The 26,486-nt window shown below is 27.0% G+C and carries 22 protein-coding genes; 4 read left to right on the top strand and 18 right to left on the bottom strand.

Annotated elements, in window-relative coordinates; all coding sequences use genetic code 11:
- The gene (locus CDLVIII_RS13615) at nucleotides 1–291 is read right to left on the bottom strand and encodes a DUF503 domain-containing protein (protein ID WP_009170017.1); all 291 of its coding nucleotides are present in this window, start codon (nucleotides 289–291) and stop codon (nucleotides 1–3) included.
- Between the two features lie 267 nt (nucleotides 292–558).
- On the opposite strand from CDLVIII_RS13615, the gene CDLVIII_RS13610 reads away from it, so the two are divergent.
- Entirely contained in the window at nucleotides 559–828 is a 270-nt protein-coding gene (locus CDLVIII_RS13610) for a hypothetical protein (RefSeq protein WP_009170016.1), read from the top strand.
- Between the two features lie 754 nt (nucleotides 829–1,582).
- Here CDLVIII_RS13610 and CDLVIII_RS13605 read toward each other — a convergent pair.
- The 4 genes from CDLVIII_RS13605 to CDLVIII_RS13590 form a co-directional block, all read right to left on the bottom strand.
- Nucleotides 1,583–2,581 carry a C40 family peptidase gene (locus CDLVIII_RS13605; protein ID WP_009170015.1) on the bottom strand — a complete coding sequence of 333 codons (999 nt, stop codon included), beginning with the start codon at nucleotides 2,579–2,581 and terminating at the stop codon, nucleotides 1,583–1,585.
- Between the two features lie 287 nt (nucleotides 2,582–2,868).
- Nucleotides 2,869–3,960, bottom strand: a complete 1,092-nt coding sequence (locus CDLVIII_RS13600; RefSeq protein ID WP_009170014.1) for a ribose-phosphate pyrophosphokinase — start codon at nucleotides 3,958–3,960, stop codon at nucleotides 2,869–2,871.
- 381 nt (nucleotides 3,961–4,341) lie between these two features.
- Nucleotides 4,342–5,025, bottom strand: coding sequence for an ABC transporter ATP-binding protein (locus CDLVIII_RS13595; RefSeq protein WP_009170013.1), 684 nt, complete (start codon nucleotides 5,023–5,025; stop codon nucleotides 4,342–4,344).
- 338 nt (nucleotides 5,026–5,363) lie between these two features.
- Complete coding sequence (locus CDLVIII_RS13590) at nucleotides 5,364–7,121, bottom strand: helicase-related protein (protein WP_009170012.1); 1,758 nt, start codon at nucleotides 7,119–7,121, stop codon at nucleotides 5,364–5,366.
- A gap of 280 nt (nucleotides 7,122–7,401) precedes the next feature.
- On the opposite strand from CDLVIII_RS13590, the gene CDLVIII_RS13585 reads away from it, so the two are divergent.
- Entirely contained in the window at nucleotides 7,402–7,596 is a 195-nt protein-coding gene (locus tag CDLVIII_RS13585) for a hypothetical protein (RefSeq protein WP_009170011.1), read from the top strand.
- 144 nt (nucleotides 7,597–7,740) lie between these two features.
- Here CDLVIII_RS13585 and pepT read toward each other — a convergent pair whose 3' ends face one another.
- From pepT to CDLVIII_RS13570, 3 genes are all read right to left on the bottom strand, one after another.
- Nucleotides 7,741–8,958, bottom strand: a complete 1,218-nt coding sequence (gene pepT / locus CDLVIII_RS13580) for a peptidase T (RefSeq protein WP_009170010.1) — start codon at nucleotides 8,956–8,958, stop codon at nucleotides 7,741–7,743.
- Nucleotides 8,959–9,071: 113 nt separating this feature from the next.
- Complete coding sequence (udk, locus tag CDLVIII_RS13575; RefSeq protein ID WP_009170009.1) at nucleotides 9,072–9,692, bottom strand: uridine kinase; 621 nt, start codon at nucleotides 9,690–9,692, stop codon at nucleotides 9,072–9,074.
- A 313-nt stretch (nucleotides 9,693–10,005) separates the two neighbouring features.
- On the bottom strand, nucleotides 10,006–10,800 hold the full coding sequence (locus CDLVIII_RS13570) for a hypothetical protein (RefSeq protein WP_009170008.1): 795 nt from the start codon (nucleotides 10,798–10,800) through the stop codon (nucleotides 10,006–10,008).
- Between the two features lie 354 nt (nucleotides 10,801–11,154).
- Here CDLVIII_RS13570 and CDLVIII_RS13565 point away from each other — a divergent pair, with 354 nt between their 5' ends.
- Nucleotides 11,155–11,634, top strand: a complete 480-nt coding sequence (locus tag CDLVIII_RS13565; RefSeq protein WP_009170007.1) for a CarD family transcriptional regulator — start codon at nucleotides 11,155–11,157, stop codon at nucleotides 11,632–11,634.
- A gap of 236 nt (nucleotides 11,635–11,870) precedes the next feature.
- Here the strand turns inward: CDLVIII_RS13565 and CDLVIII_RS13560 are convergent, their stop codons facing one another.
- The 3 genes from CDLVIII_RS13560 to CDLVIII_RS13550 form a co-directional block, all read right to left on the bottom strand.
- Nucleotides 11,871–12,026, bottom strand: coding sequence for a zinc-ribbon domain-containing protein (locus CDLVIII_RS13560; protein WP_008420855.1), 156 nt, complete (start codon nucleotides 12,024–12,026; stop codon nucleotides 11,871–11,873).
- A 794-nt stretch (nucleotides 12,027–12,820) separates the two neighbouring features.
- A complete protein-coding gene (locus tag CDLVIII_RS13555) occupies nucleotides 12,821–14,635 on the bottom strand; it encodes an ATP-binding protein (protein WP_009170006.1) in 1,815 nt (604 codons plus the stop codon).
- A 293-nt stretch (nucleotides 14,636–14,928) separates the two neighbouring features.
- Nucleotides 14,929–16,224: a homoserine dehydrogenase gene (locus CDLVIII_RS13550; protein WP_009170005.1), complete on the bottom strand. Its 1,296-nt coding sequence runs from the start codon at nucleotides 16,222–16,224 to the stop codon at nucleotides 14,929–14,931.
- A gap of 238 nt (nucleotides 16,225–16,462) precedes the next feature.
- Here CDLVIII_RS13550 and CDLVIII_RS13545 point away from each other — a divergent pair, with 238 nt between their 5' ends.
- Nucleotides 16,463–17,494: an LCP family protein gene (locus CDLVIII_RS13545; RefSeq protein WP_009170004.1), complete on the top strand. Its 1,032-nt coding sequence runs from the start codon at nucleotides 16,463–16,465 to the stop codon at nucleotides 17,492–17,494.
- A 102-nt stretch (nucleotides 17,495–17,596) separates the two neighbouring features.
- On the opposite strand, the gene CDLVIII_RS13540 is transcribed toward CDLVIII_RS13545, so the two are convergent.
- From CDLVIII_RS13540 to CDLVIII_RS13510, 7 genes are all read right to left on the bottom strand, one after another.
- A complete protein-coding gene (locus tag CDLVIII_RS13540) occupies nucleotides 17,597–19,090 on the bottom strand; it encodes a polysaccharide deacetylase family protein (protein WP_009170003.1) in 1,494 nt (497 codons plus the stop codon).
- Between the two features lie 2 nt (nucleotides 19,091–19,092).
- Nucleotides 19,093–20,097 carry a GNAT family N-acetyltransferase gene (locus tag CDLVIII_RS13535; protein WP_009170002.1) on the bottom strand — a complete coding sequence of 335 codons (1,005 nt, stop codon included), beginning with the start codon at nucleotides 20,095–20,097 and terminating at the stop codon, nucleotides 19,093–19,095.
- A gap of 63 nt (nucleotides 20,098–20,160) precedes the next feature.
- Nucleotides 20,161–21,594, bottom strand: a complete 1,434-nt coding sequence (locus CDLVIII_RS13530; protein ID WP_009170001.1) for an oligosaccharide flippase family protein — start codon at nucleotides 21,592–21,594, stop codon at nucleotides 20,161–20,163.
- A gap of 4 nt (nucleotides 21,595–21,598) precedes the next feature.
- Nucleotides 21,599–22,768, bottom strand: a complete 1,170-nt coding sequence (locus tag CDLVIII_RS29320; protein ID WP_009170000.1) for a glycosyltransferase — start codon at nucleotides 22,766–22,768, stop codon at nucleotides 21,599–21,601.
- Between the two features lie 77 nt (nucleotides 22,769–22,845).
- The gene (locus tag CDLVIII_RS13520) at nucleotides 22,846–24,078 is read right to left on the bottom strand and encodes a glycosyltransferase family 4 protein (RefSeq protein WP_009169999.1); all 1,233 of its coding nucleotides are present in this window, start codon (nucleotides 24,076–24,078) and stop codon (nucleotides 22,846–22,848) included.
- Nucleotides 24,075–25,289: a hypothetical protein gene (locus tag CDLVIII_RS13515; protein ID WP_009169998.1), complete on the bottom strand. Its 1,215-nt coding sequence runs from the start codon at nucleotides 25,287–25,289 to the stop codon at nucleotides 24,075–24,077. The genes CDLVIII_RS13520 and CDLVIII_RS13515 overlap by 4 nt, the downstream gene beginning before the upstream one ends.
- Nucleotides 25,286–26,425 carry a glycosyltransferase family 4 protein gene (locus CDLVIII_RS13510; protein WP_009169997.1) on the bottom strand — a complete coding sequence of 380 codons (1,140 nt, stop codon included), beginning with the start codon at nucleotides 26,423–26,425 and terminating at the stop codon, nucleotides 25,286–25,288. The genes CDLVIII_RS13515 and CDLVIII_RS13510 overlap by 4 nt, the downstream gene beginning before the upstream one ends.
- Nucleotides 26,426–26,486 lie beyond the last annotated feature (61 nt).

Here is a 26,486-nt window from a genome sequence, read left to right as displayed (position 1 = left end):
TTAGTTTGTTCTTATGTTCTCATTTTGAATATCAATTAATTCCGCGTCTGTACTACTCTCTATAAATCTCAAAATATTTTCCATAATAGAATCTGATTGCGCTATATTGGCATATATGCCTGCAATTCCAATAACTATAATCTTATGTATATCCTGTGCATCTGCCTCACATACTGATATATTAAACTTATTTTTTAATTTTTGAGTTATGCTCCTTATAATCATCCTTTTTTCTTTTAATGAATGTACCCATTCTGCTCTTAAAGTAACCTTCATAAATAAAATATTCATCCTTACCTCTCCTTACTGTTTTCTTTATTGATTATTATACACATAATTTTCCGAAAATTCTGCTATTTTTATAAATAATTTAACTTTAGGAAGCCTTCTTTATTACAAATGCAAAAGCAAACATATTTTCATAATTAACTTAAGATCTATGTGTCTTTTTTTGACAAACTATCATTTTTACCTTAGTGTAATTTTAGTTTAAATGATTTATATTATTAATATACAAAGAATAGCATTATTAAATAAATTTTATTTGGAGGGATCGTTATGAACTATAGAACTCATAAAACTTCAAAATTAGATTTAATTAATTATAATTTTAATAAAAATATTATTCATGACTTAGTTTCAAAAAATTTATTAAATATCTCAAAGCATTTTGTCAATAGATGTAGATCATTTTTAAACTTTCTTTTTGCTCCTACAAGCTATGTATATGATGATGCTTCTGACACTTTTAAATCTTATAATGACAGATATTACTTTAGAGATATTACTGATCTAAAGCTAAAGGCTTCTCAAAGAACTTTTTTATAATATGTAAAACCGATAATTAACTTAAGAGCAAGAATTAATTATATATAATTTAAGGCCAGGTAAATATTTTTATCCTGTGACTAATGAAATTTCTAAATTAGGGTTCTATTTTGTAGTATTTTTACAATACTACAAAATAGAACCCTAATTGTTAAACTAATTTTAATATTTTTCCTGCTCAAATACTAATCTGATTTTATTAATTTATATCATATCAATATTGAATTTATCTAAAATATCATATCTATCAACTTCATTGTCGAGGTCTAAAACTAAGAAATTCAAATATTTCTAATTTATATTGAAGGACACTTGTCCTATTTCCTTACGCTAAAATAATATTATTATTATTCACTTTTAGCAAATGTATGTCACAATGTGTATATGTGCATTTGACATACCTCTGTGCTTATTATATTCTTTAATGCAATACCTATGCATACTCATTCTAATTATTTGCTTTTTACATATGATGCAGAATAAATAATCATCTCCATTATCCTAGTCCCGCTTAGTTTATTTTTTCATTATTGTAGTAGCATAACTTTTGAGTGTATTAATCTTCCTTTAAATCAAATCATGAAATAGTTTACTTATTATTAACATGCTTCTTGATAAATAATACATATCCAATCTAAACATTTATATCTCTATCCCTTAAAGGTGCATTAATAGAATACTTTTTAATATTCCTATAAGCTTATCTGTAATGATTTATACTGTCTTCTCTAAAATTATTCTGATGTAATAAAATCTAATTTAACACTCTTCCTGCGTACTTCATATTTGAGTTTAAAAGCCCAGAGATTTTAACAACATCTCCTGTATGCGGTGCCTGTATATACATTCCGTCTCCAATATACATTCCTACGTGTGTTGACTCTGATGGCTTATTAAAAACTAAGTCACCTGGCTTAATTTCATTGATACTAATAGTTTTTACAAAGCTTTGTTGTTCTTGTGACATTCTCGGCATATTTATTCCTTGTGATTTAAAAACATACTGCATAAGCCCAGAGCAGTCAAATCCCTTTGGTGAATCTCCTCCCCATAAATATGGAACTTTTAAGTTTTTTTCAGCTTCCTCTATTAACGCTCTAGCTTCACCTGTAATATCATCTGATAGAGTTACTGGTATAGTAATACTCATATCATAATTTAGCACTCCATTATTATCATGAACATATTTTAAAAGGTTTAATTTTTGATCTTCTAATTCTTTAATTTGTTTTCCTACATCCTCCTCATTTTTTTGTAGCTCCTCATGCTCTTTCTCTATACCAGCCTGTATATCCATTAGTCTTTTTTGAGATTCTTTTGCTTCTGATATAAGCTTTTTATCACTATCACAAATTTGAGATACTAATGAAAACTTCTTCAAAGCATCTAATATGTTCCCAGAAGAAAATACTGCATCTAAATATTGCATAGATGTAACTTCAAGTCCTCCGTTTAACTGAATTCCTCTTAATCTCTCTGCCAATTTATCATCTCTTTCATCAACCTTTTTCTGCGCAGCTTCAACTTCCTTTTCATTATCTTTTATATCATTCTCTTTTTCAATAATTTGCTCTTTTAATTCAGTTAATTTATTCATATTGTATTCAATTTTATTGTCACATTCCTGTATATTTTGTATTGCTTGTTCAGTTGATAATTCTTTTGGTTCCGCTAGTGCTGGTAAAGTATTAATTATTGACGTAATAAAAAATAGTAAAGTTGCGACAACCGCAATTTTATAATTCTTCTTCATCTTATCCTCCTTTAGCACCTGTTCCATTGAATATCATTTATTTATCTTAACTATATATATTAAAAAAATATTAAGATTATGATTACCGTTCCTCTTTAAATAAATCAAGCCCTTATAATCAAATATCTTACATATACAATTATCCAGTTAAGGTGTTAACCGTTTTTCATTTATCAATTTACAAAAAAACAACAAGAGTTTTTCTTTCACTCTTGTTGTTTTTTAACAAAAAATTAAATTTGATGGTCTATAACTATGTAATTTTTATTTTCTTATTTAGATTCACTCTATTTATTTAATAGAGTATGTATTACCCTTGTTGCATCCATATATTTTGCAATAGATTTATCATAATTCAATCTATTTATTATTCTAGCTGTAAGTTCAGACATATCTACAGTTTTATACCATTCAACATCTGTTAAATCTTGTGGTATATATGTTAAATTAGTAGAATATATTCTTGATATTAATCCTTCTTTATGAGCTTCATTGAACTTTTCAAATCCTTCTGTAAAAAAGGCAAAAGTTGCTGCTACAAATATATTTCTAACATTTCTCTTCTTTAATTCTTTAGCGATATCAAGAACTGATTCTCCAGATGCTATCATATCATCAACAATTAATACATCTTTCCCTTCAACATCTCTTCCCATATACTCATGTTGAACGATTGGATTCTTACCATTAACTATTGTAGAATGATCTCTTCTCTTGTAGAATAAACCAACATCAACACCTAGTGCACTTGAGTAATAAATAGCTCTATCCATTGCTCCAGTATCTGGACTTATTACAAGTAATTTTTCTTTATCTAATTCTAATGACTCTTCATTAGATAGTATTCCTTTTACTATGTCATAAGTTGGATATATATTTTCAAAAGACAATAATGGAACAGCATTTTGAATATTAGGATCGTGAACATCAAAAGTAATGATTTCCTCAACACCTAATCTTTCAAGTTCTTGAAGTGCTAACGCACAATCTAGAGATTCTCTTCCTTTACGTCTATGTTGTCTTGATTCATATAGCAGCGGCATTATTACACTTATTCTTGCTGCTTTTCCTCTAATTGCGGCAACAGTTCTCTTTATATCTTGAAAATGCTCGTCAGGCCCTTTATGGTTTTCAATCCCAAACATTTTATATGTACAGCTGTAGTTTCCTACATCACATAAGATATAAATATCCTTTCCTCTAACAGTTTCTGAAATTTTAACTTTTCCTTCTCCGTTAGAAAATCTAATTTCATCAATTGGTATTAAGTATGATTCTGTAGAATTTCTGCTTTTTCTAATATACTCGTCTATAGCATTACCTAGTTCTTTGCAGCTTTCTAGTGCTATTATTCCAAGTTCATGATTTAACTGATTCATTTGCGTTCCCCTTTTTTTAATTATTTTGTATAAGTGCTTATTATCATAAAAAAAACTCAAACAAATTAAGTATACCTTAAATTTATATGTTTATAAATACTTATTATAAATTTAATAAAAAATTTAATAATATAAACAATATTAGCTCTAATTATGAATCTTCTTTCAATTATTACTTAATGATATAATTATTATCCTTAATATGCTACTATAAATCTCTATAATTATTAATAAAATATACACTAATTGCTTATATAACGAACCCTATATAAAATAAGGTGTATGTAAAAACGCATAAAAACATCTAAACATAACACCTAATAATTAATATAATAGAATGAATTTTTAACTTAAAGAGTATATGTTATTAGTGGTATTATCTTATTCAACTATTATTTTTCCATCTTTTATTGTTATTATTCTCTGTGTTTCATCTGCTAATTCTTTATCATGAGTAATTAACACTATAGTCCTTCCTTGTTTTTCATGAATCTTATGAAATATACTCATTACTATTCTTCCTGTTTGAGAATCAAGTGCTCCTGTTGGTTCATCTGCTAGTATAATATCTGGATCATTTGCAAGAGCCCTAGCAATTGCAACTCTTTGTTTCTGTCCTCCTGACAATTCGCTTGGAAGATGATTTAATCGATCCTCCATACCTACTAGTTCTAATAATTCTTTTGCTCTGCCTATTCTTGTTTTCCTGTCTAATCCATAATAAAGCATTGGTAATTCAACATTTTTCATTGAATCTGTCCTAGGTATTAAGTTTGAGGTTTGAAATACAAATCCTATTTTTTTATTCCTTATTTCAGATAATTTATTGTCGCTTATTTGACTAATATCTATCCCATCCAGAATGTATCTTCCTGAAGTTTGTCTATCAAGAGCTCCTATTATATTCATCAGTGTACTCTTTCCAGATCCTGATGCGCCAATAATAGCTACGAATTCTCCCTTTTTCACATTGAGATTAATATTTTTTAGAATATCCAACTGATTAGGTTTTCCTATGAAAAAGCTTTTTGTGATATCCTCCATTTCTATTATACCTTTTTCCAATTAACTTCCCTCCGTATCACATTAACATAGTAAATAATCCCACTATATTCATCCAATGTAATACACTAGTTTTCAATTTTATATTACTTAGTTTAGCAATATTTTGTTACTAGCTGTAAAAATATATTAGGTCGCTAATTTTATATCCCGTTTTCCTTTTCTTTCCTTTATACTATCATCTTATAAGTATCAATTCAATGTAAATATTTTCATTAGTATAAATAAAAAAACAACATATTGATTTCTAGTATCAATAGTTGTTTATAATTCTTAATTTGAAATAATTTATTATAATTATAATCCAAAATACTTATCAGTATTTATATTTCTTAAAATTTTTAAATTCTTAATAGTATATTATTTATATCTTCACTTATTCTTATTCTTTCATCATAAACCCACTTTGCATCAAACTTCAAATTAAATATCTTAGAAAATGAATAATACATGTTTACCTTTTGGTAGTATATTTCCAAATCGTCCAAACTTCCTTTAAAGCATTCTGGTTTAAATAATTCTTCCTGCTTATTTATAAACAGCTCATCTACATAATTTAAGAATGCATCCATTAATTCATCTCTGCTTACATCAAACGGAACTTTTAATAAGTCCCATTGAATCTCTTCCCTAAGCTTATATTTCTTTACTCTATCTAGGATTATAAGATATTCGCTAATATCCATCTTTTTATAATAATCCAATTTCTCCTCCCTAGTGCTCCAAAGTGCAAGCTTTTCATTTAAAGGTAGACTTCTAATCTTAAGTATGGCTTCTGATGGACCTATAACTGCTTGCTTTATAATTTCATCTTCTGTTTCAAGTTTAGCTTTGATTACATCCGCATTGCCTCCAACACTAGCAATGTATCCCACATCATAAATTCCAATTCTTCCTGCACGTCCTCCAACCTGCTTTACTTCCTGAGATGTTAATTCCCGTACTTCTTCTCCATCAAATTTTCTTATACTCATGAATATTATTCTTCTAATTGGTAAATTTACTCCCATTCCAATTGCATCGGTAGTTACTAGTATTTTATTTTCTTTGTTTATAAACTGCTCATACTGCATTTTTCTAACTTCAGGCGGCAAATCTCCATAAATCACACTTGTTCTAATACCTCTGCTTGAATATTCCTCAGCTATTTCTAACACTCTTTTTTTAGAAAATACTACAATAGCATCTCCCTCCACAGCATCATTGTAACTAAAATTCTTATATTCAATTTCTAACGGTATAGCTCGTGTATATTCCTTTATTTCGTAATCATCCTTACAGTCCTTTATTATAGTTTCTAATATAAATCTTGCATTAGCAGCTCCACATATATGTATTTCATCACACTTAAGACCTAATACCGCCTTACTCCATGCCATTCCACGAAACGGATCACTAATCATTTGAATTTCATCTATTACAGCTATGTCATAATGCTCTTTTAAATTCACTTTTTCTATAGTACATGAAGTGTGCGTAGCACCAAGATTTACTATTTCTTCTTCCCCTGTCAATAAATCACAAATGACTCCCTCTTTATTTAGCCTTTCAAAATTTTCTAAAGCTAGAATTCTAAGTGGAGATAAATAAACACCCTTTTTAGCCTTTTTAAGGCGTTGTAGTGCATTATAAGTTTTACCTGTGTTAGTATCTCCTAGATGTATATAAAATTTTCGCTTCATTCCTCTAGCCTTAAGATATTCATCTTTAGGATTCCCCGGAAAATTTTCTTCAAATTCCTTTGCGACAAGCTTTGGTATATGTAATTTGGTAAGTATTGTCATTAGTCCTTGATTCAAATAACTATTATAATTTCCACGTACTACTTCATAAAAATCGAATTCTGTATTATTATTCTTATTATAATTATCAAGCATTTTCTTTGACACATCTTCTAATAATTCTTCATACCTCTCATAGACTTCTTCAAAATCTTTTAAGCTTTGATTTTCTAATTCCTTAAGCTTTCTTAGCTTTTTTCTTATTGAACTTTCATGTTCTATAAGAGCTCCTGGTTTTGAATGTTCTACTATTTCTGCTATTTGATTTATCTGACTTTTGTATTTCTTAAATTCTCTTTGTGCTGCATTATTTTTCATTTATCAAAGCTCCCCTCTTTAACCAATTAACAGTTAAGAAACAATCTATTTATTATTTTATATAATTACAAGAAAATTATACCATACCCTCATATTAACTATAAATCATTATGTAATATTTAATAAATTCACTTCATATAATTAATTATAAATATAAATTTAACAACAATAACTAATATTGTATTTTATATTAGTTATTGTTGTTTTCACAGATATAACGAATGCATATACGATAAGTTGATAAAAGCAACTATATATAAAGAAAGGCGGAAATATCACTATGGCTAATTCAAAAATATTAAATTTTGATTCTCTAAAAAAAATCAAGGAAAATAAACATACTTCTTATATTGCTGCCACTCAAACTGAATCTTCTTCTAACTTCAGCGATATAATTGATGATGAAATTACAAATTTTTTCTTAGATGCTATACACAAAAACCACCTCCGAAACAAGCAAAAAATTCATAAATGATACTTCCTATCTTATGAAATAAGCTTTACTCTCCAATGCAACTTGCATCAAAGATACTTATAAAATCTAAAAATTAAGCCGCAAATTCAAGTTTTGAATAATGCGGCTTAACTTTTAGATAATAATATTTTAACTTACTATTTATTATTTTGCATATCTCTTTAAAATCTCAATTATAATTTGTGTACAAATATCCATACCTTCAACTGTTATATGTTCAAATTCCCCATGATACGCAAATCCTCCTGTCCCAAGATTTGGACAAGGCAATCCCATATAACTTAATGTTGCTCCATCAGTACCGCCACGAATTGGTTCTATTACTGGTGTAATATTTAAAGCTTTCATTGCATCTGTTGCATTATCTATTAAATGCATGCAAGGTTTTATATTTTCAAGCATGTTTTTATATTGATCTTTTAAATTTACTTTTACTGTTCCTTCACCATATTTCTCATTTAATAATTTTTCCACTAATAACATAGTAGATTTTTTATTTTCGAATTTTTCACTATTATGATCTCTTAAAATGTACTTTAAAGTTGCATGGTCTGTACTTCCACTAAAGCTTTCTAAATAATAAAAGCCTTCGTATCCTTCTGTATGTTCTGGTCTTTCACATGCAGGTAACATTGAATTAAATTCAATCCCAACATTTGTTGCATTTATCATTGTATTTTTTGCAGAACCCGGATGAACTGATACTCCATGAATATTTACTGTCGCTGCTGCTGCATTGAAGTTTTCATAAGAAATTTCACCTTCTATCCCACCATCAATTGTATAAGCAAAATCTGCGCCAAAGTTTTTCACATCAAATAAATGAGCTCCAAGACCTACCTCTTCATCCGGAGTAAATCCAACACATATTTTCCCATGAGGAATATTTTCTTTTAGAATAGTCTCACAAGCTGTTAGTATTTCCGCAATACCAGCTTTATCGTCAGCACCTAAAAGTGTGGTTCCATCTGTTGTAATTAAAGTTCTTCCTTTTAAACTTTTTAAATGAGGAAACTTTTTAGGTGATAATATACTATTGTTTCCTTTTAAAATAATATCATTACCATCATAATTTTCAATTATTTGTGGCTTTACATTTTCTCCACAAGCTGCTGGCGCAGTATCTAAATGAGCAATTAAACCTATACTTGGTTTATTCTCATAACCTTTTGTTGCAGGGATTACTCCATACACATAGCTATGCTCATCAACTCTGCATTCTTCAAGACCAAGCTTTTTCATTTCTTCAACTAGAATGTTAGCTAAATCAAATTGCCTTTTTGTTGTTGGGTGTGTCTCAGAACTTTCATCCGATGTTGTATATACCTTTACATATTTTAATAAACGTTCGTAAGCTTTCATAATATTCTCCTCCTAAAATTAATAATTTATTTATTGTTACTATATATTTTACATTTATAAAACATACTAATCATACTTAATTCTTATATTAAAATTCTATAGTCTATATGTACTTAATCCCCATTTATAAAATTTCTTATTCTCTCTAAAAGCATGCTTAATGCAACAGTATTTTCCCCACCCTCTGGAATTATTATATCCGCTCTTTTCTTACTAGGATCCACAAATTCCTCATGCATAGGTTTTACAGTGCTTAAATATTGATTTATTACTGAATCTAAATCTCTTCCTCTTTCCTTAACATCTCTTAACAATCTTCTTATTATTCGTACATCACCATCTGTATCTACAAATACTTTAATATCCATTAAATCACAAAGTTCTTTATTTTCAAATATTAATATTCCTTCAACTATAATAACTTTTGTTGGTTTCACTTCAACAGTTTGATTTAATCTTGTATGTTCAACAAATGAATATACTGGATGATATATTATTTTTCCTTCCTTCAATTCTTTTAACTGATCTATTAAAAGATCCGTATCAAAAGAATCTGGATGATCATAATTAAGTTTTTTTCTTTCTTCAAAAGGAATTCCTTCATTTGATTTGTAGTAATAATCATGACAAAGAATTACTACTTCCTCATTAAAAACTTCCTTTATGTTTTGTGCCAAAGTAGTTTTTCCTGATCCACTCCCTCCAGCTATACCTATTATCATTATATCTTGCATATTTTCCTCCAAAATAACTTAATATATATTTCACTTAACAATTAATAATTAAAGTCAAAGAAAAAAAAGTTTGTCCGCTAACCACCAGCTTTTATTTATCTATTTCTCTTATGATTTCATAAAATCAATTATTAACGACTTTAGAACTAAACCACAATATAGGATTTCTGTTTCATCTTTTAGTAAATCCTCATCTAATGCCTATTAAATTTTATTATAAAACCTAAAAAAAGACAACTCTTATGTAATTTAATATTCTTAATAATATTAATCTACATAAGAGCTTTAGTTCAATCATTTTATTTTTTTATAATCACAATGCATTTTTTTGCAAATCTGAAGATTTTTTATATAAATATACTGTCAAATTTTTATTTTCTTTATTTACGTTATTTAATACAACCGCATTCTCTTTTCTATAAGATTCATTATTTTCTGTTTCAAAAAATTCTATAGCTTTATTAACCCTTTTTAGTTCTCCATAATCATTTTTATACAGAACAGATAACTTTTCGTCAACGCCTTCTCTATAAGTATCAATTCTTCTTCCTTCAAGTCGTTTTTCTTGAATTTCTCCATAACTCAAATTATTCAGTTCTTGATCATTTATAATATTTTTTTCTTTATAAGAGGATTTTTTTTCTTTAATATTTTTATTTTGCAAAACACTTTCAATCTTAGTTACTAGTGCTTCATATTTATTTATCATATTTAGTAATTCTCTATACTCACAGACATCTTGTCCGTATTTATTTTTAAAATCGTCAAGCATATCCATGGCTTTATCTTTATCATATATCCCTTTGTAAGATAAATCCTTGGCTAATTTTTTTACTATATTATTTATGCTTCGATATCTTATGAATTTGAGCATTTTTATAACGAAGAACATAGATAATAGACAGCAAGGTACTGAAACTAATGGAAAATTAATTAATAGTACTCCAAGAAGTATTAAAAATGTAAAATTTCTACTGGCATCCTCATATACCTCAATTCCTTTGATTAACATAGGATTGTAAGAAAAGATTGTATCTATCATTAATTTCTTATTTTTTTGATTTATCTTTCTATCACTTTTAACAAATCTATTTTTATGTCTTATCATACGCCCTCCCCCTCTTATTGTAATTATTTCCTTAATTTTACATCACATATTATTTATTATCAAGTTCTTATATGATTTAAATATTTATGTTTTTTTTGATTTTTTCTTAAAGTTCTTTTAATTATTCTTTATTTCTTTATCGTATCAATTCAAAATATGTCTATTTTCATTGCAACATTTTCTTAATTATTTATCTTGACATAATTTCATGATAATTTACATTACTTTCAGAAATTCATATTAATTTCTGAAAGTATCATTGACATCTCTAAAATCATATGATATATTAAAATTTTTTACTTTAATACTTTTATATGATATACTTTAAGTATTACATATAAGGAGGTGGATATTTTGTTTTCAATTGGAGAAAAAGTCGTTTATCCAATGCAGGGTATTGGTGTAATTGAAAGGATAGAAAATAAAATGTTTTCTGGTAAGGGTAAAGAGTACACAATAGTTAAAATTCTATCAAACAATCTTGAAATAATGATTCCTACTGATAGAATATCAAATTCAAATTTACGTAAAATTAGTGATAGTTCTACCTTAGAGAATGTATTGTTTAATCTTACTAATAATAATTGTGAATTAAAAAGTGTACCTACAAAAGAAAGATATAAGATTAATATGGATAAAATCAAATCTGGTTCACTTAAAGATAGCGCTGAAGTAGTATATGATTTAATACTCATGAATAAAGAGAAAACATTAAATACAAGTGAAAAGCAGCTATATAATACTGCTCATAAATTCTTAGTTGAAGAGGTCTCTCAAATTAAAAATATTACTCAAAGCGAAGCCACAGATTTTCTTAAATTAAGTTTCAATTAATTGATTTCATAGATCTTAAATTACCATTTTTCTTAACTTAAACTTAAGCTGCCTAATGATATTAATTTTATATTATATTATTAGATAGCTTAATATCTTAGCTTTTTTCTTATATCTCATATAAGAAACTCACTATATATTTATACTACTTTAAAATATTCACTCTTTCAAAAAATGATTATAAAATTAAAAAAGCCATAAGAGTAAACTCTTATGACTTAATCTTAAAACAGAAATTATCTTCTGTTGTTTTGTTGCTTTCTAGCTCTTCTACAATCAGCGCATCTTACTGGTTCATTTTCAAAACCTTTTTCTTTGTAGAATTCTTGTTCTCCAACTGTGAATACAAATTCTTTTCCACAATCTTTACATACTAATGTTTTATCTTCCATTTTCAATTCCTCCAAATTCAAAGACTTAGTTAACTAATATTTTCTCATAAGGAGAAATTTTAATATAATTAAATCTTTTATATATTTTGTTCCTCATGGAACTCCTTAAGTATAACACACACGCTTTTAAAATACAACATAAAACTTTAGCTATTTTTCTCAATTATTTCCCTTAATTTTCTAAATTTCAAAAGAATAAAACATAAAATGAGCTTGCATTATCTACACTCTTGTTAAATTCAATATCTGCTCTAGTCTCAGTTATATCCTATACAGTGTCTCAACAATTTCTGATCAAAACAATAAAAGTTTTAGCATTATAATTTAATATATAAATACCTATTCCTTAAACTTAAATTTAAAATATATGAAAAACCTCTGTATTTTGAAGCTATTTAAATACAGAGGTTCATATATTATTAAAAGGTAATATTTCTAGATAATATAGCATTTGAATGTGGAAACTACATTACATAGCTGCTTAAGACAACAATGGCAAAGCCATCTTCGCAACTTGAAATAATCCTTTTGGGGGCTTAGTCTTAGTACAAAAAATTATTTATTTTAAAATAAAAAACGAGATAATAAGGCCTTAATAAATCTTTGAGACCTCATCATCTCTGCTCTTAAATATATTAATATGATATCAAATGTTTAGTGCACATTCAACAATTACTTAAAACTTTTAAAAAATGAAAGTATAATCATTTTTTACTTTATTATCTTAACTCTTAATTTTTATTATACTCATTAAAAATTAATACTTTAGCTCCATTACTTTAGGCTAAATCTTATTAATTGTATATATCCGAAAATTCTATATTAATTTTTTCAACATAACTTTTATTTACCGAATCGTTAAACAAAGATTCTTTCTCAGGCTCATCCACTAATTCGCATGGAATTCTTATAGTAAATTCAGTTCCTTGTTTAACATTACTTTCTACTGAAATAGTTCCTCCATGCAATTCTACCAATGACTTTACTAGTGAAAGACCTATTCCACTTCCTTCATGATCTCTTGTAAGAGATTTATCTACCTGAACAAAGCGCTCAAAAATTGAATTTAATTTCTCCTTTGGAATCCCCCTTCCAGTATCCTTTACCCTAATACATATATTTTCAAAACAATCTTCAATGTTAACAGTAATTTCTCCACCGGTAGAAGTAAACTTTACTGCATTTGATAATAGATTCAAAATAACCCTTTCCATTTTTTCAGGATCACAAGCAATAACTTTTTCTTCTGTGTCCGTATCAAAAATAAGAGATATTCCTTTATTTTCAATGTAATCTGCAACAGATAAAGTTATATCTTCTACAATGCTAACTATATTGACATTCTGCTTGTTAATATCAAAATATCCAGAGTCTATTTTAGTTATATCTATTAAATTATTTATAAGCCTTAAAATCCGATAACAGTTTTGCTTCATTATTTTAATATATTTTGTTTTATTCACATTTTTACTTTCTAATTCGTAATTTCTTAAACTCAATTCAAACATTTGCAACGCTGAAAAAATTACATTAATTGGAGTTCTTAATTCATGAGATATATTAGAAAAAAATTCCGTTCTGATTTTATCATACTCTTTAAGCTCATATATTTTTTGTCTTTCTTCTTTAACGCTTTTCTCAAGTTCATCCATATGTGTTCTTTCAGTTATATCTATAGCAATCATTATAAACAACTTGTATCCATTCCGAAATTCTCCTATACACGCTAAATAAAAATTCCATATGCGTATATCTCCCTCTTTAGTTTTTACAAAAAATTTCCCCTTATCTTCTCCAGTTTTTAAATCAGCCATATCTGTACAAAATAAATTAGTTTTGAATATATCTGATACATTTATCCATTTTGATATTACCGTCATATCATCAATTGTATACCCTGTAATATTCGTCCAGGCCTTATTAATTTTCTTAATCCCCCCCTCTTCATCATATAGCATTATCGGAACTGGTGCTCCTTCTATAGAATAACGAAATTGTTTTTCATTTTCTTTTAGAGCTTCTTCTACTTTTGTTCGCTCATTAATTTCTTCTTCTAACAATACATTGAATTCCAATGTAATATCTTCTAATTGTTGCTCCTTTTCTAGAACATTTCTTTCCAATTTCTCATTTTCCTTTTTTAGTTCTTCATTCAGATTAATTAATTCATCATATATTAATTTATTTTCATACTTTTCCAGTTGATTATTCATAAACTTCACTCTTAGATATATTCCAATACGTCTAATAACTTCACTCTCATTAAATGGAATCACTAAATAATCACTTCCCCCTGAAGCAAATACTTTATTTTTGTCTAACTTCTCATATTCACTAATAAAGATAACTGGGACTTCCTTAAGTTTATTATTTTTTTTTATATTTTCGCATAACTCATATACACTCAAATCATGTGAATCAATATAAATTAGAATCAAATCAGGTATCTCTTTTTCTATATTCTCTATCGCTAATCTATATCCAAAAATCATATTCACATTATCATATCCATGTATTTTCAAAATATTAATTAATTCATTGATGTTACTATGAGTCTGATTAACAATAACTATGTTAGCTTGATTTAAATGAAATCTCTTATTTTCCATTAGCCATGACCTCATTTCAATATATTTTAATTGGATTTTCAAAAATATAGCTACCTATTGATTAAAAACAATTTCCCATCATATCAAAAAATTGCAATTTCATTAATATTGTGCCTTTATATTCCAATTATAACATATTGCAACTTAATATAACTTAATTTTCAACAAAAATTATTTTATTCAATTTATTACATAAATTGACACAAAATAAAGTACCAATTTCTTAATGGATTATAGAAATTGGTACTTTTTATTTCATTTTTTGTTACTACAATAAGAATTTAATATTTTTTCTATTTAAAATCCTCTATTCTTATTATATTATCTATTTTATTAACCGACTTTAATTTTTTTATTTCTGTGATAGCATTATTAATTAAATTTTCAAATGTCCTATGAGTTACTAAAACTATTGTTACTTGCCCATCTTCTTCATCACCTTTTTGAATTACCGAACGTATACTTACATTGTTCTTTCCAAGAATTGCTGTTATTTCTCCTAGAACGCCTGATTCATCTAATACAGTAGCCCTAATATAATACTTACTCTCTACAGAACCCATATCTAGGATTTCTCTTTTCCATAAGTTATTCTTTACTACAGGATTAGGGTTTTCTGTTTCAACATTATTTCTTACTATAGAAACAATATCACTTACCACAGCACTACCTGTTGGAAGATCACCAGCGCCTCTTCCATAAAACATTAAGTCTCCAACCGCATTTCCTCGTATGAACACTGCATTATATGAATCATAAACATTTGAAAGTGGATGCTTCTTAGGAATCATTGTTGGATGAACTCTAAGCTCTACTTTACCATCAGTTTCTTTTGCAATTGCAAGCAATTTAATTCCCATTTTAAATTCTCTTGCATATTTCATATCAACAGCTTCAATTTTAGTGATTCCTTCTCTATATACATTTTTTACATCTATTTTTGATCCAAATGCTAATGACGCAAGTATAGCTAATTTATATTGTGCATCGTATCCTTCTATATCTGATGTTGGATCAGCCTCTGCATAGCCTTTTGCTTGTGCTTCTTTTAAAACATCATCAAAATCAGCGCCTTCAAGCTCCATTTTGCTTAAAATATAATTCGTTGTGCCATTGACAATTCCATATAAGGTTTCTATTTTGTTAGCAGTTAAACTTTCATCTATTCCTTTTATTATTGGTATACCTCCAGCTACACTTGCTTCATAACTGAACATTATTCCTTCATCATCAGCTTTTTCAAAAAGCTCATCTCCACCAGTTGCAAGCAGCATTTTATTTGCAGTTACTATATGCTTCTTCTTCTCCATACATTTAAGCATATAACCTCTTGCCGGCTCAATTCCTCCCATTACTTCCACAACAATCTTGATACTGTCATCTTCTAATATCTCATAGAAATTTGTAGTCACAAGTTCATCTGGAATATCTACTCCTCTTTGCTTATTCTTATCTCTTACAAGGACTTTTGCTACTTCTACTTCGTATCCACATCTTTTCATGATTTCTTCTTTATTAGAATTTAAAATCATCCAAACACCACGACCAACATTCCCCAATCCTAGTAGTGCTATTTTTACTTTTTTCATTTTGTGCCCCCCTTAAGTCTATCTATTATCAATAATAGTATACCTATTAATTATAATTCCTATATTAATTTTTGGCTATATTTTTTTATTTTTCATTCTACATTTAGGCAAAAATCACCTTCGAACTCATCGATAATTTGAAGGTAATATGCAGCAATTAAAGCATTTTTATGTTAAATAGCATTTTATTTAAATTAAAGCATATAATTTTATATCCATACTTTAGGAGTGTGATTTTGTGTTTAAAAATTTTAACTATTTAAAGCTTAACAGAAAAATTAATAAGTATACTAGAAATAAAACAAGGTTTTTAAAAAAATTTATTCTTTCCATAATCCTAATACTTTGCTTTATTAGCATAGGATTTATAATTATATTAAACACATATCTAAACAAAATAAATAAAACCGATATTGACATTAATGAAACTTTTTCTAATCAGGGAGATACTACTTCAAGCAATGAAGAAAATTTTGTTCAAAAAACTAGTTCTGACATAACTAATATAGCTTTGTTCGGAATAGATGAAACTGAAGGAGTTGCTGGACGTTCAGATTGTATTATGATTTTAACAATTGATAACAAGCATAAAGAATTAAAATTAAGCTCTTTAGTAAGAGATTCTTATGTAACCATCCCTACTAAAAACAATAAAGACAAAATCAACCATGCTTATGTTTTTGGCGGTCCAAAGCTTGCCCTTGAAACTATTAATGAGAACTTCAAATTAAATATAAGTAAATTCATTACCGTGAATTTTACATCATTGCCTAATATAATAGATGATATTGGTGGAATTACATTAAATCTAACAAGTGATGAACTTGAATATATTAATAGTGCCATATATAATACAAATAAATTCAATCATACTAATTCTCCCAATATTTTAACTGCTGGTGAACATCTTGTAGATGGCACACAAGCTCTGGCCTATTGTAGAATACGATATACAGAAGGAGGAGATTTCAAAAGGACTGAGAGACAGAGAACAGTGCTAAATAAATTATTAGAGAAATCAAAATCTATTCCATTAACTCAATATCCTTCACTTTTAGATGAACTTCTTCCTACGATTCATACAAACTTAGAAAAATCCGAAATACTCTCACTTGCAATTAATTTAAATTCCTTAAGAAATAAACCTATATTACAAGATAGGTTTCCATGTGACGAAGATAGTAGCGAGACGCTTATAAATGGAATTTATTATTATGTATTTAACAAAGATTCTACTGCTGAAAAAATGCATGAATTTATCTTTGAATGATTATTTAAATTAATTTCTGTAGTGCTATATCCTAAATAATAAATACCACCATTTTTTGTTGTATTTATCTAAACATAAACACGATAAAAAATGGTGGTCTCATTATCGAATATTAAGCATTTTTACAATCTCTCGCCCATTGGTTCCATAACAATTACTCTTACATAAATAACTCATTGTTTCTTCATAAGTCTCCTTCCACCCATCCCACATATGATTATAATAATCAAATGAAGAATTATGATATAAAATTGTAAAAACACCATTATATTTTTTAACTACCTCTATTAAACTTTTAGTTTTACCTAATCCTTCTTTAGGACTATATGCTCTATAATCTGGATTTTGTAAGCTTCCATCCATTACTATTAATGGTATTTCGATGATATTAAGAACTCTATCTTCTAGTAAATCATAAGGTTTATATGGAATGCATGTACCGCATCTAAACCCCTCTGCATCTGCATAACTTAAAGTACTATCGTATAAAAAACCAAGTTTCTCTTGAAGTTTCCAAGTTAGAGGAGCTCTAAACCTTAAGAAGTGCTGTCTGCAGCCATAACTTTTATTATTTAATATCTTATCAATTGCAGACTTTTCCCTTTCCATCACATTAAAATTATTATAACTATTAAAGCTACAATGATAGCCAGCTTCAAAACCATTCTTTTCCATATTATTTATTAACCTTAAAACTTTTTCATCTTCAATGCTATAAAAATTATCAAATTTCGAATTTCCTCCGCTCATAAAATAAAATGAAGATTTAAAACTATACTTTTTCTCTATATTCATAATATAATCAAAGGTCCAAAAAGGATCTTTTCTATAGTTATTTCTCAAATATATATCAACTATAGAAAAAATTTTATTCATATCAATATTTTTTACCATTAATTTAAATATTGGTTTTACAATACTTTTTATAGAATTAAATTTCATTACCATATCCACATCATGAGTTAGACAGGCCGCAAATTCCTTGATTCCCCACCATTTTTTTTTCTTATACCCTAGATTAAAGCTATCAATTAAACTCCAAAGTAATTCTATATGCTCATTAACAATAGGCCTATGAAGAAAATTGTTTTTAAATATAATTGATTCACTTGCAGAAAATCTTTTAAATTTCTCATTTTCATATACTTCTTCATTAACGACCTCTTCATATCTGGATAACATAAAAAATATATCTGAAATTATATCTATATTAGTCTCTATAATTTTTTTATTTTCTATATTATATTTTATATATAACTCATTTCTGTCATTAAATATTGAAATAATATTATCGCATATACATCGACCATTTTTGAATTCATATTTTCTAATTTTACTTGGTATAGAATCTCGCTTCAAATAACTTTCAGAAAAAAGTGTACCACTTGGCTTTATAGTTATAATATTTTGAACATAATCTTTATAATACTCCTTACTCTCCAATTCATCATAAATTATCAGAATGTCATCTCTTTTTAAGCTGCTGTTTTTATCAAATTCATATGAATACTTAAGTCCAAGGAAACTAAAGATATTCATAAATACATATTCAATTTGCTTTTGAAATTTGTTATTAGAATTATAAATGTAAATCAAATCTATCCGCCTCTTATTCCTTTATAAATTTTTTGCATCCATGAATAATGACAATATACATCCTTTGCTATGAAATATAGCAAGCTTCGCTTTCTATATTCCTTGCTGATATTAAAATATTGCTTTTGCTCGGCTCCAAAAGAACTAAAAAATCTTTCTATAGGTTTTATCATACTTCCTTCAAAGTCAAATTTATTAGTTCTTTTGCTTGAAAATTTAATAGCCTCCCATATTAATAAAACTATAGCTTGACTCTTTTTAAATTCTGGGTCTTCGCCACCAGCTATATAGTATGCTGATTCCTCATCCCAAACTATATATATAGCTGCTATGATTCTCCCACTAAAGTCCTCTGCATAAAATATTTTTCTACTCTTATGCACGTTACATGCATAATCCAGCCTTTTTAAAAACTCCAGGGAATACGGAATTTGAATGCCTTGTTTGGTAAATGCCATCTTACTCAATCTATACACTTCTTCTATATTTAAATCTTCTTTTACTTTAATAAGTTTTTCTGCTTTTCTTATATTTTGCCTTTTAGAACTATCAAATTCTTTAAATATTTTATCTAAATCAGTCAAATTTTCTATAACATATGAATATCTTGTTGTTTGTTTAAAACCTCTCCAATATAGAGAAAGCCAATTAGTGAAAGTATATTTAAAGTTCTGTTCATAACGGATAATTGGTAATTTCTCTAGTTTATTAGCTATTTCTTCAATTATCTTCTTTTCGTATGATAATCTAGTTGAATATTTCTGGTTTTTAGGATATTTAATCCATATCCCATTGGTTTGAGTTAATTTGGGCTGAAGTATTCTAATATTATTTTTTGTTCCAATGAAGTAGTATGGTAATGCTGCCATTATTTGTCCACCTTTTTGTACCAATATTACATCCCAGTTTTCTTCTCCACAAACCGCATCCATCCACCAATCAAGAGAAAAAATTGGAATCGAATTTTCAAATTTGCACAATTCTCTATATAAAACTTTATTAACCATTTTTCACCCTTACCTTTTATCATTAACATATCTTAAACTAATTTAATATCTACATCATCTTAACTACTTTTGTAAGGAATACACATTTTTTAAATACATATATACATACAAAGTCATAAAGAATATACTTCCTTCAATTATAGAAAAAGCTATAGAACTACAACCAAAATAGAATTTAACTAAGAAATGAAGAATAACTTGTACTAACAAAATCAAAAAAAAGGATGTCATTAAATTAATTTTTTTCTTTAATGCATTTAATACATTGTTTATATTTGAGATGTCATGTTTAATGTTCATTACATATAAATAGATATATGATATTAATGTGGTTACAGCAGCAATTTCATATCCTTTAATAGGTACGAATATAAAATTCAAAATCAAATTGAGTATACTTGCACTAATTAAATTTATTGAAATATTTTTCAATTTATTTTTAAACTTCATACGCTCCTGATGCATTCCAGCAATCCCATATAAAAATGTTGTAACCATAATATATGGCATCATTTTATATCCTATTGCAAATTTTTCACCTAATAACAGATTAGCTATATCTTTTGCATATAAACTAAAATAAATTGTAATTGGTGCTATACATATTATGTATAATGCAACCAGACTATAAAATTCTTCTTCATTATATGCATCCTCCTCATATAACTTAAATTCATATTGATTTATTATATTAAAAAAGATATTTACTATGGCTGCAATACTTATCTGTGATAAATTGTATATCTGATTATATATTCCAACCTTATCAACTGAATAAAATATTTTTATTACATATCTATCGCCCGACGTTAAAATTAAAAGACTCATATTGAAAAAAACAGTCGCAAAACCATACTTTAGCAATTTAATAATTAACTCTTTAGATATATATGTTTTACTTATTTTATAATCTTTCCTAAACTTGTATATTATGAAAATTACAAAAACAATATTGACAATGTTATTACAATTTAAAATTGCTGATATCGAATTATTAAATGCAAAGGTTAATATAAATAAAATTGCAAAGCTCGTAATTGATATTAATGTAGTATATACATTGCATATAAATGACCTTCCATCTAATCTAATAGTTACCAAATATATACTTGTTATTGATCCAAAAATTAAATTGATATAATTAGCTATTATTAATTCCTTTATTAACTCATTATCATTAATTAAAATCCAAATTATAGTAAAAATACTTGATGCAATAATGCCTATAAAAAGCAAAAAAATAATATTTGTATAAAATTTTTTCAAGTCCTTGTTATTTTTTTCATGTATATAATATCTATATACGCAACTTATAATCCAAGAAAATGTAAACAAACTTATATAACTATACGTTGTATTTATTAAGGTTAAATATCCATAATCAGCTGGACTAAAATATCTTGTAAATATAGGCATCTTTATAAAATTTAATATTATTGGAATTACGGCACCAATAAAATACCAGAAAAAGTCTTTCCGTAACTTGTTTATATTCATTTTATCACCTATAGACTATTCTTTTATTAATTGACTCCACTACTGGTTCCATAACAGTTTCCCATGTTAGATTTCTTTCAGCATAGTTTCTCATTTCTGTTGTATAATTTTCATTTTTTATGCTGCTATAAAATTCTATTAAATCTTCTATCTTTACAGGTGTTTCGTCTTCAGATATTTTATATACATACTTTAAATTTTTGAATGCTTCATCTCTAGATGATATAACAAAAGGAATCCCTCTTGCACAATACTCCCTATTTTTCAATGCACTATCCTTCCTAAGTCCTTTTCTGTGATTTGCAATACTTCCTATTCCAATATTACAATAATCTATTATATTATCTAGATCTCTTCCTGTTTTTTCACCATGAAAAAATACATAATCATTTAATTTATACTTTTCAGTAAGACTTATTAAGTTGTCTAATTCTTTTCCACATCCAACTATGTTAAAGATCACTTTAATTTTTGTGCTTTCAGAATAAAAATTTTTTAAGCCTTCTATTACTCGATCATATCCATGCCAAAATGATATGTTTGCTATACCAATCAAATTTATTTTATTTTTTTCATAAATATTATTTGTTTTAAAATGAATATGTTTAATATCTATCCCATTAAACATTGGAATATACTTATCACAATTTAACGTAACATCTTGTCCGAGTACAACAGGTATTAAATCTGCTAACTTTTCCATATCCTTATCTACTTTTTTATTTATTAAATATGATAAATATTTCCTCTTTAGCTTTAACTCATATTCATATGGATACGTCGGTATCTCGTATATAATAATGCTATTATTCTTTCTTTTAAAATTTCTTAAAGTCTTAACAAAATTCAAAGCATTATATTTTCTAATATAAATAATTCTAGGATTTTCTCTTACTAATAATTTACTAATACATAAATTAAATTTTATAATTTTAATCAGCCTATTAACTCCATTAAAATTATAATTTCTTTTAAGTTTTCCTACTCTTAATGCATCATAAATCCTATCAAACTCCAGCTTATTGAAATTCTTTATACAAATATCATTTTCTTCTGGATATATTAAAGTAGTTTCATAGTGCTTAGAAAACTCATTACACTGTGCATTAATTTTATTATTTACACCGACTAGTTCATTTCCATAAATACATTCTATATATAATAATTTATCCATAATATTTCTTTAACTACCTTTCTTAATTTAACAGAACATACAAAAATTATTCCAATTCATAATTATCCATATATAGTTCACATGATTTTACTAACAAAATTTTTGTAATACCTATCTAAATTTAAGCTTAATACTGATTTTCTGCACGCTTCCTGCATATTTCTTCTAAGCTCTTCATTATTTAAAATCTTATCAACTGCTTCTGCTAAATTATCAACTAATTTACTATCTACTTTTAGAATAATTGCACATTTATCATTTGCATATTCACATATCCCTCCAGAAGCTGTTGTAATCAATGGTACCCCTGATGACATTGCTTCAATAACGGTTAAAGGTGCCGGATCATTCCAAATTGATGGAACTATGACTATATCTGCCATTGAATAAATGCCCGGCATCTCGTAATGTGGAACAAAACCTGTGAATATTATTTTATCTTTTTTGTCTTCTGCCAATTCATTTAGTTCTTTTTCAAAATCGCTGACCATTCCACTCCCATAATAATAGCTTCCTACAATTAATAATTTCACTTTTTCATGCTTGATTTTTTTTAAAGCAATTAATAATTCTCTAATACCCTTCTCTTTATTTAATCTGCCAGTAAAAATGATAACTTTCTCATTTTCTTTTATTAAGAATTTTTCTTTTAGTCTTACTGCAAGCTCTTTATTTGTCTCCTTATTAAATCTCTCCGTATCTACACAATTTTTTAATACATCTATTCTGCTTTTTTCAATCTCACCTATAAATTTAACAAAGGTTTTGTTAATATAATTGCTTACTCCAAGCACTTTTTTACAATTCCTCATGATTTCTTTGCAATTATAATCATTTGCAACTTCATTATGTAAATGATAATAATATTTATCTGAGTATTTCTTGTAATTATCTCTCCTTTTTAACGCCATAAATAATGTAGAGTGATTTTCTAATACTACCTTATCATAATTATTTTTATCTAAAATTTTGCTAACCTCATTAATATAGAATAATCTCTGAATTATATATCTAAATGACATATGTTTTTCTTTCTTTAATATATCTTTAACTATATGGTATACTATTAAATCTAATGCTTTAATAAGCTTAGAAGGCTTTATAAAAATGAAATTTGAATATTTGTATTTCCTTGATACTTGTACAGCTTTTTCATCATATATACTTAAAATTTCAAATTGCAATTCCTTATACTTCTCATTTTTTTCAATTAAATATTCATCTAAAACTTCTACAGCTCCGCCTTTTGAAGCTGGAACCGGGAAGTATCCCGATGTAATAACTGCAACTCTCATAATAAATTTTTTCACTTCCTATCCAAATATATTCTATTTAATTTTTCTTTCCTTATATCTTGGCAGAAAAGGCCGACTACAAAATAAAAATTTATTAAAACTGGAATATAACAATATGAGGTATCCACAATAAATGCAATGACAGAACTAAACAATCCTAAAAATACAATCTTATTTATTTTATATATTTTTCTCAAGGTACATATAAACATACATGTCATAAGAAATACAACAAAAATACCATAATATGAAAATAAATAAAATATCCCTTCTGCAAAAACAGCTCTATCCCAGCTAAAGCCAATCATCAAATTTATCCCCCCTGCAATAATTCCATCGTTAAATAATTCTCTAAATAAAGCTATAACTTGTGTAGTTCTTCCTGCCCCTGTTGAATCTTGTATAAGCTGAAGTATATATCTATCATAACCAAATGCAATTAAATCATTATTACTTGTAATAATATATAAAATTGAAAGCGGGATAATAATAAATCCTAATCCAATTAGTAACTTTTGTTTTCTATAAGGTAGTTTACTTAAAGCTAATTTTAAGAACATAGGCATACAGATTACAAATGGAACAATAATAGACCTTGATCCGCTCATAGCTAATCCAATCACTCCAACAGTAGCAGATAGTAATTTTAGAACTTTATATCTTAATTTTATAGGTCTCCATATTGCAACAATCGGAATAACCATTGAATAGAAAACTGCTGCACTATTGCCATTTTGATATGTTGTTGGCATTTTAATCGCTTCTCTCCCATCAACTCCCCATCCTATAGGTTTATTAAAAAAATCATCACCATAAGTAATGTTTAATCCATTAATTGCTGTATTTTTAATACCAAAAAACCATTGAATAATAGCATACATACCCACGATAAATAATGCAATTGCTAATATTTTTTTTGCCTTTTCTAGTTCAATATTTTGTCCTAAAACAATTGCCATAGGTGACACTACTAAAATTAAAGATACAAAGGAATGAAAGAGTGTTGTTTTACCAAAATTTAAAATAGTAATAAACATAACCATAAATGAAAAAAATAAGTAATATCGTAAGAACCCACTTATCCAACTCATAGATTTTAAAATGCAATTTACATATTTAATCAATAGTATCCCATACAATACAATTGAAAGTGTCAATGGTACTTGCCCAACTTCTACTCCTGCCTTTGGAAATGCCATTGATGTAAATTCAAATAATTGACTCATTTTTCTGTCCCTTCATTTATAAGTGCAGCAAATAATTTTTCATGAGATTTAACTACACGTTTTATATTAAATTTTTCTATTACTCTGTTAAAAGAATTACTAATTAAACTTTCTTTATACTCAAAATTAGAATGTATTTTAATAACTCCATCTACTATTTGCTTAATATCATCAACTTTTACTAGATAGCCGTTTATATCATGATTAATCAAGTTTGGTATTGAATCGACATTTGTTGCTATTACTGGTTTTTTTGAAATCATATATTCCGTTAAGGCTAGTCCAAATCCCTCCCATCTTGATAGCATCATTGCAATATCAAACAGTCTAACATACTCTAATGGATTATCTACCCATCCAGTTATTAGAACATTTTCTTCCATATCATTTTTATTAATTAATTTTAATAGTTGTTTTTTCTCTTCTCCATCTCCTACTATAATAAAATAAGCATTTGTAATAATTTTTCTGATTTCCACAGCAGCCTTTATAAATGTATCCGGAGCCTTTTGCTTAGTAATTCTTCCAACCATTCCAATAACATAAGCTTCTTTAGAAATTCCAAGCATTTCTCTAGTTAATGTAAACCCTTTAGTGATTTCTTTAAATTTCTCTATATCAATTCCACTAAAAATGACCTCAATTTTATTTTCTGAACAAATATCCATTGACAAAGCAGATTCTCTTTCAGCATCAGAAATTGCAATAATTCTATTACAAAAATTAGATAAAATCTTTTCTGCTAACGCAATTGCCTTCTGTTTAATTTTAGAAACTCTCATATTAAAAGCCCATCCATGTGGATTATACACAACCTTTGTTTTTAATCCCAAATTTGCTAGTCTTCCAATCATTCCTGCTTTGCTGCTATGCATATATAATATGTCTGGCTTATATTTTTTTATAAGTCTTCGTACTTTATAAATAGCAATAATATCTTTAAACAGATTAATTTTTCTATGCATCTTCACTTGTTCGATTACTTCAGATATATCTTTTAATTTATATATATTAAAATCATATGAACATACGACAATATTCCTATACTCACTTTTGTTCATATTTTCTAATAGCATAATCATATATCTCTCTACACCACCTGCTGCTTGAGCAATATGCATAACTAATTTTCTCATAAATACCTTCTTTATCTTATATATTTAATGATTAATTTGAACATCATACTTGTTTAGTTAC

Origin of the sequence: Clostridium sp. DL-VIII (assembly GCF_000230835.1) — a bacterium.
Lineage (GTDB): Bacteria > Bacillota > Clostridia > Clostridiales > Clostridiaceae > Clostridium.
Note: the sequence above shows the minus strand (reverse complement) of the source record. Positions and strands in the feature narration are given on the sequence as shown.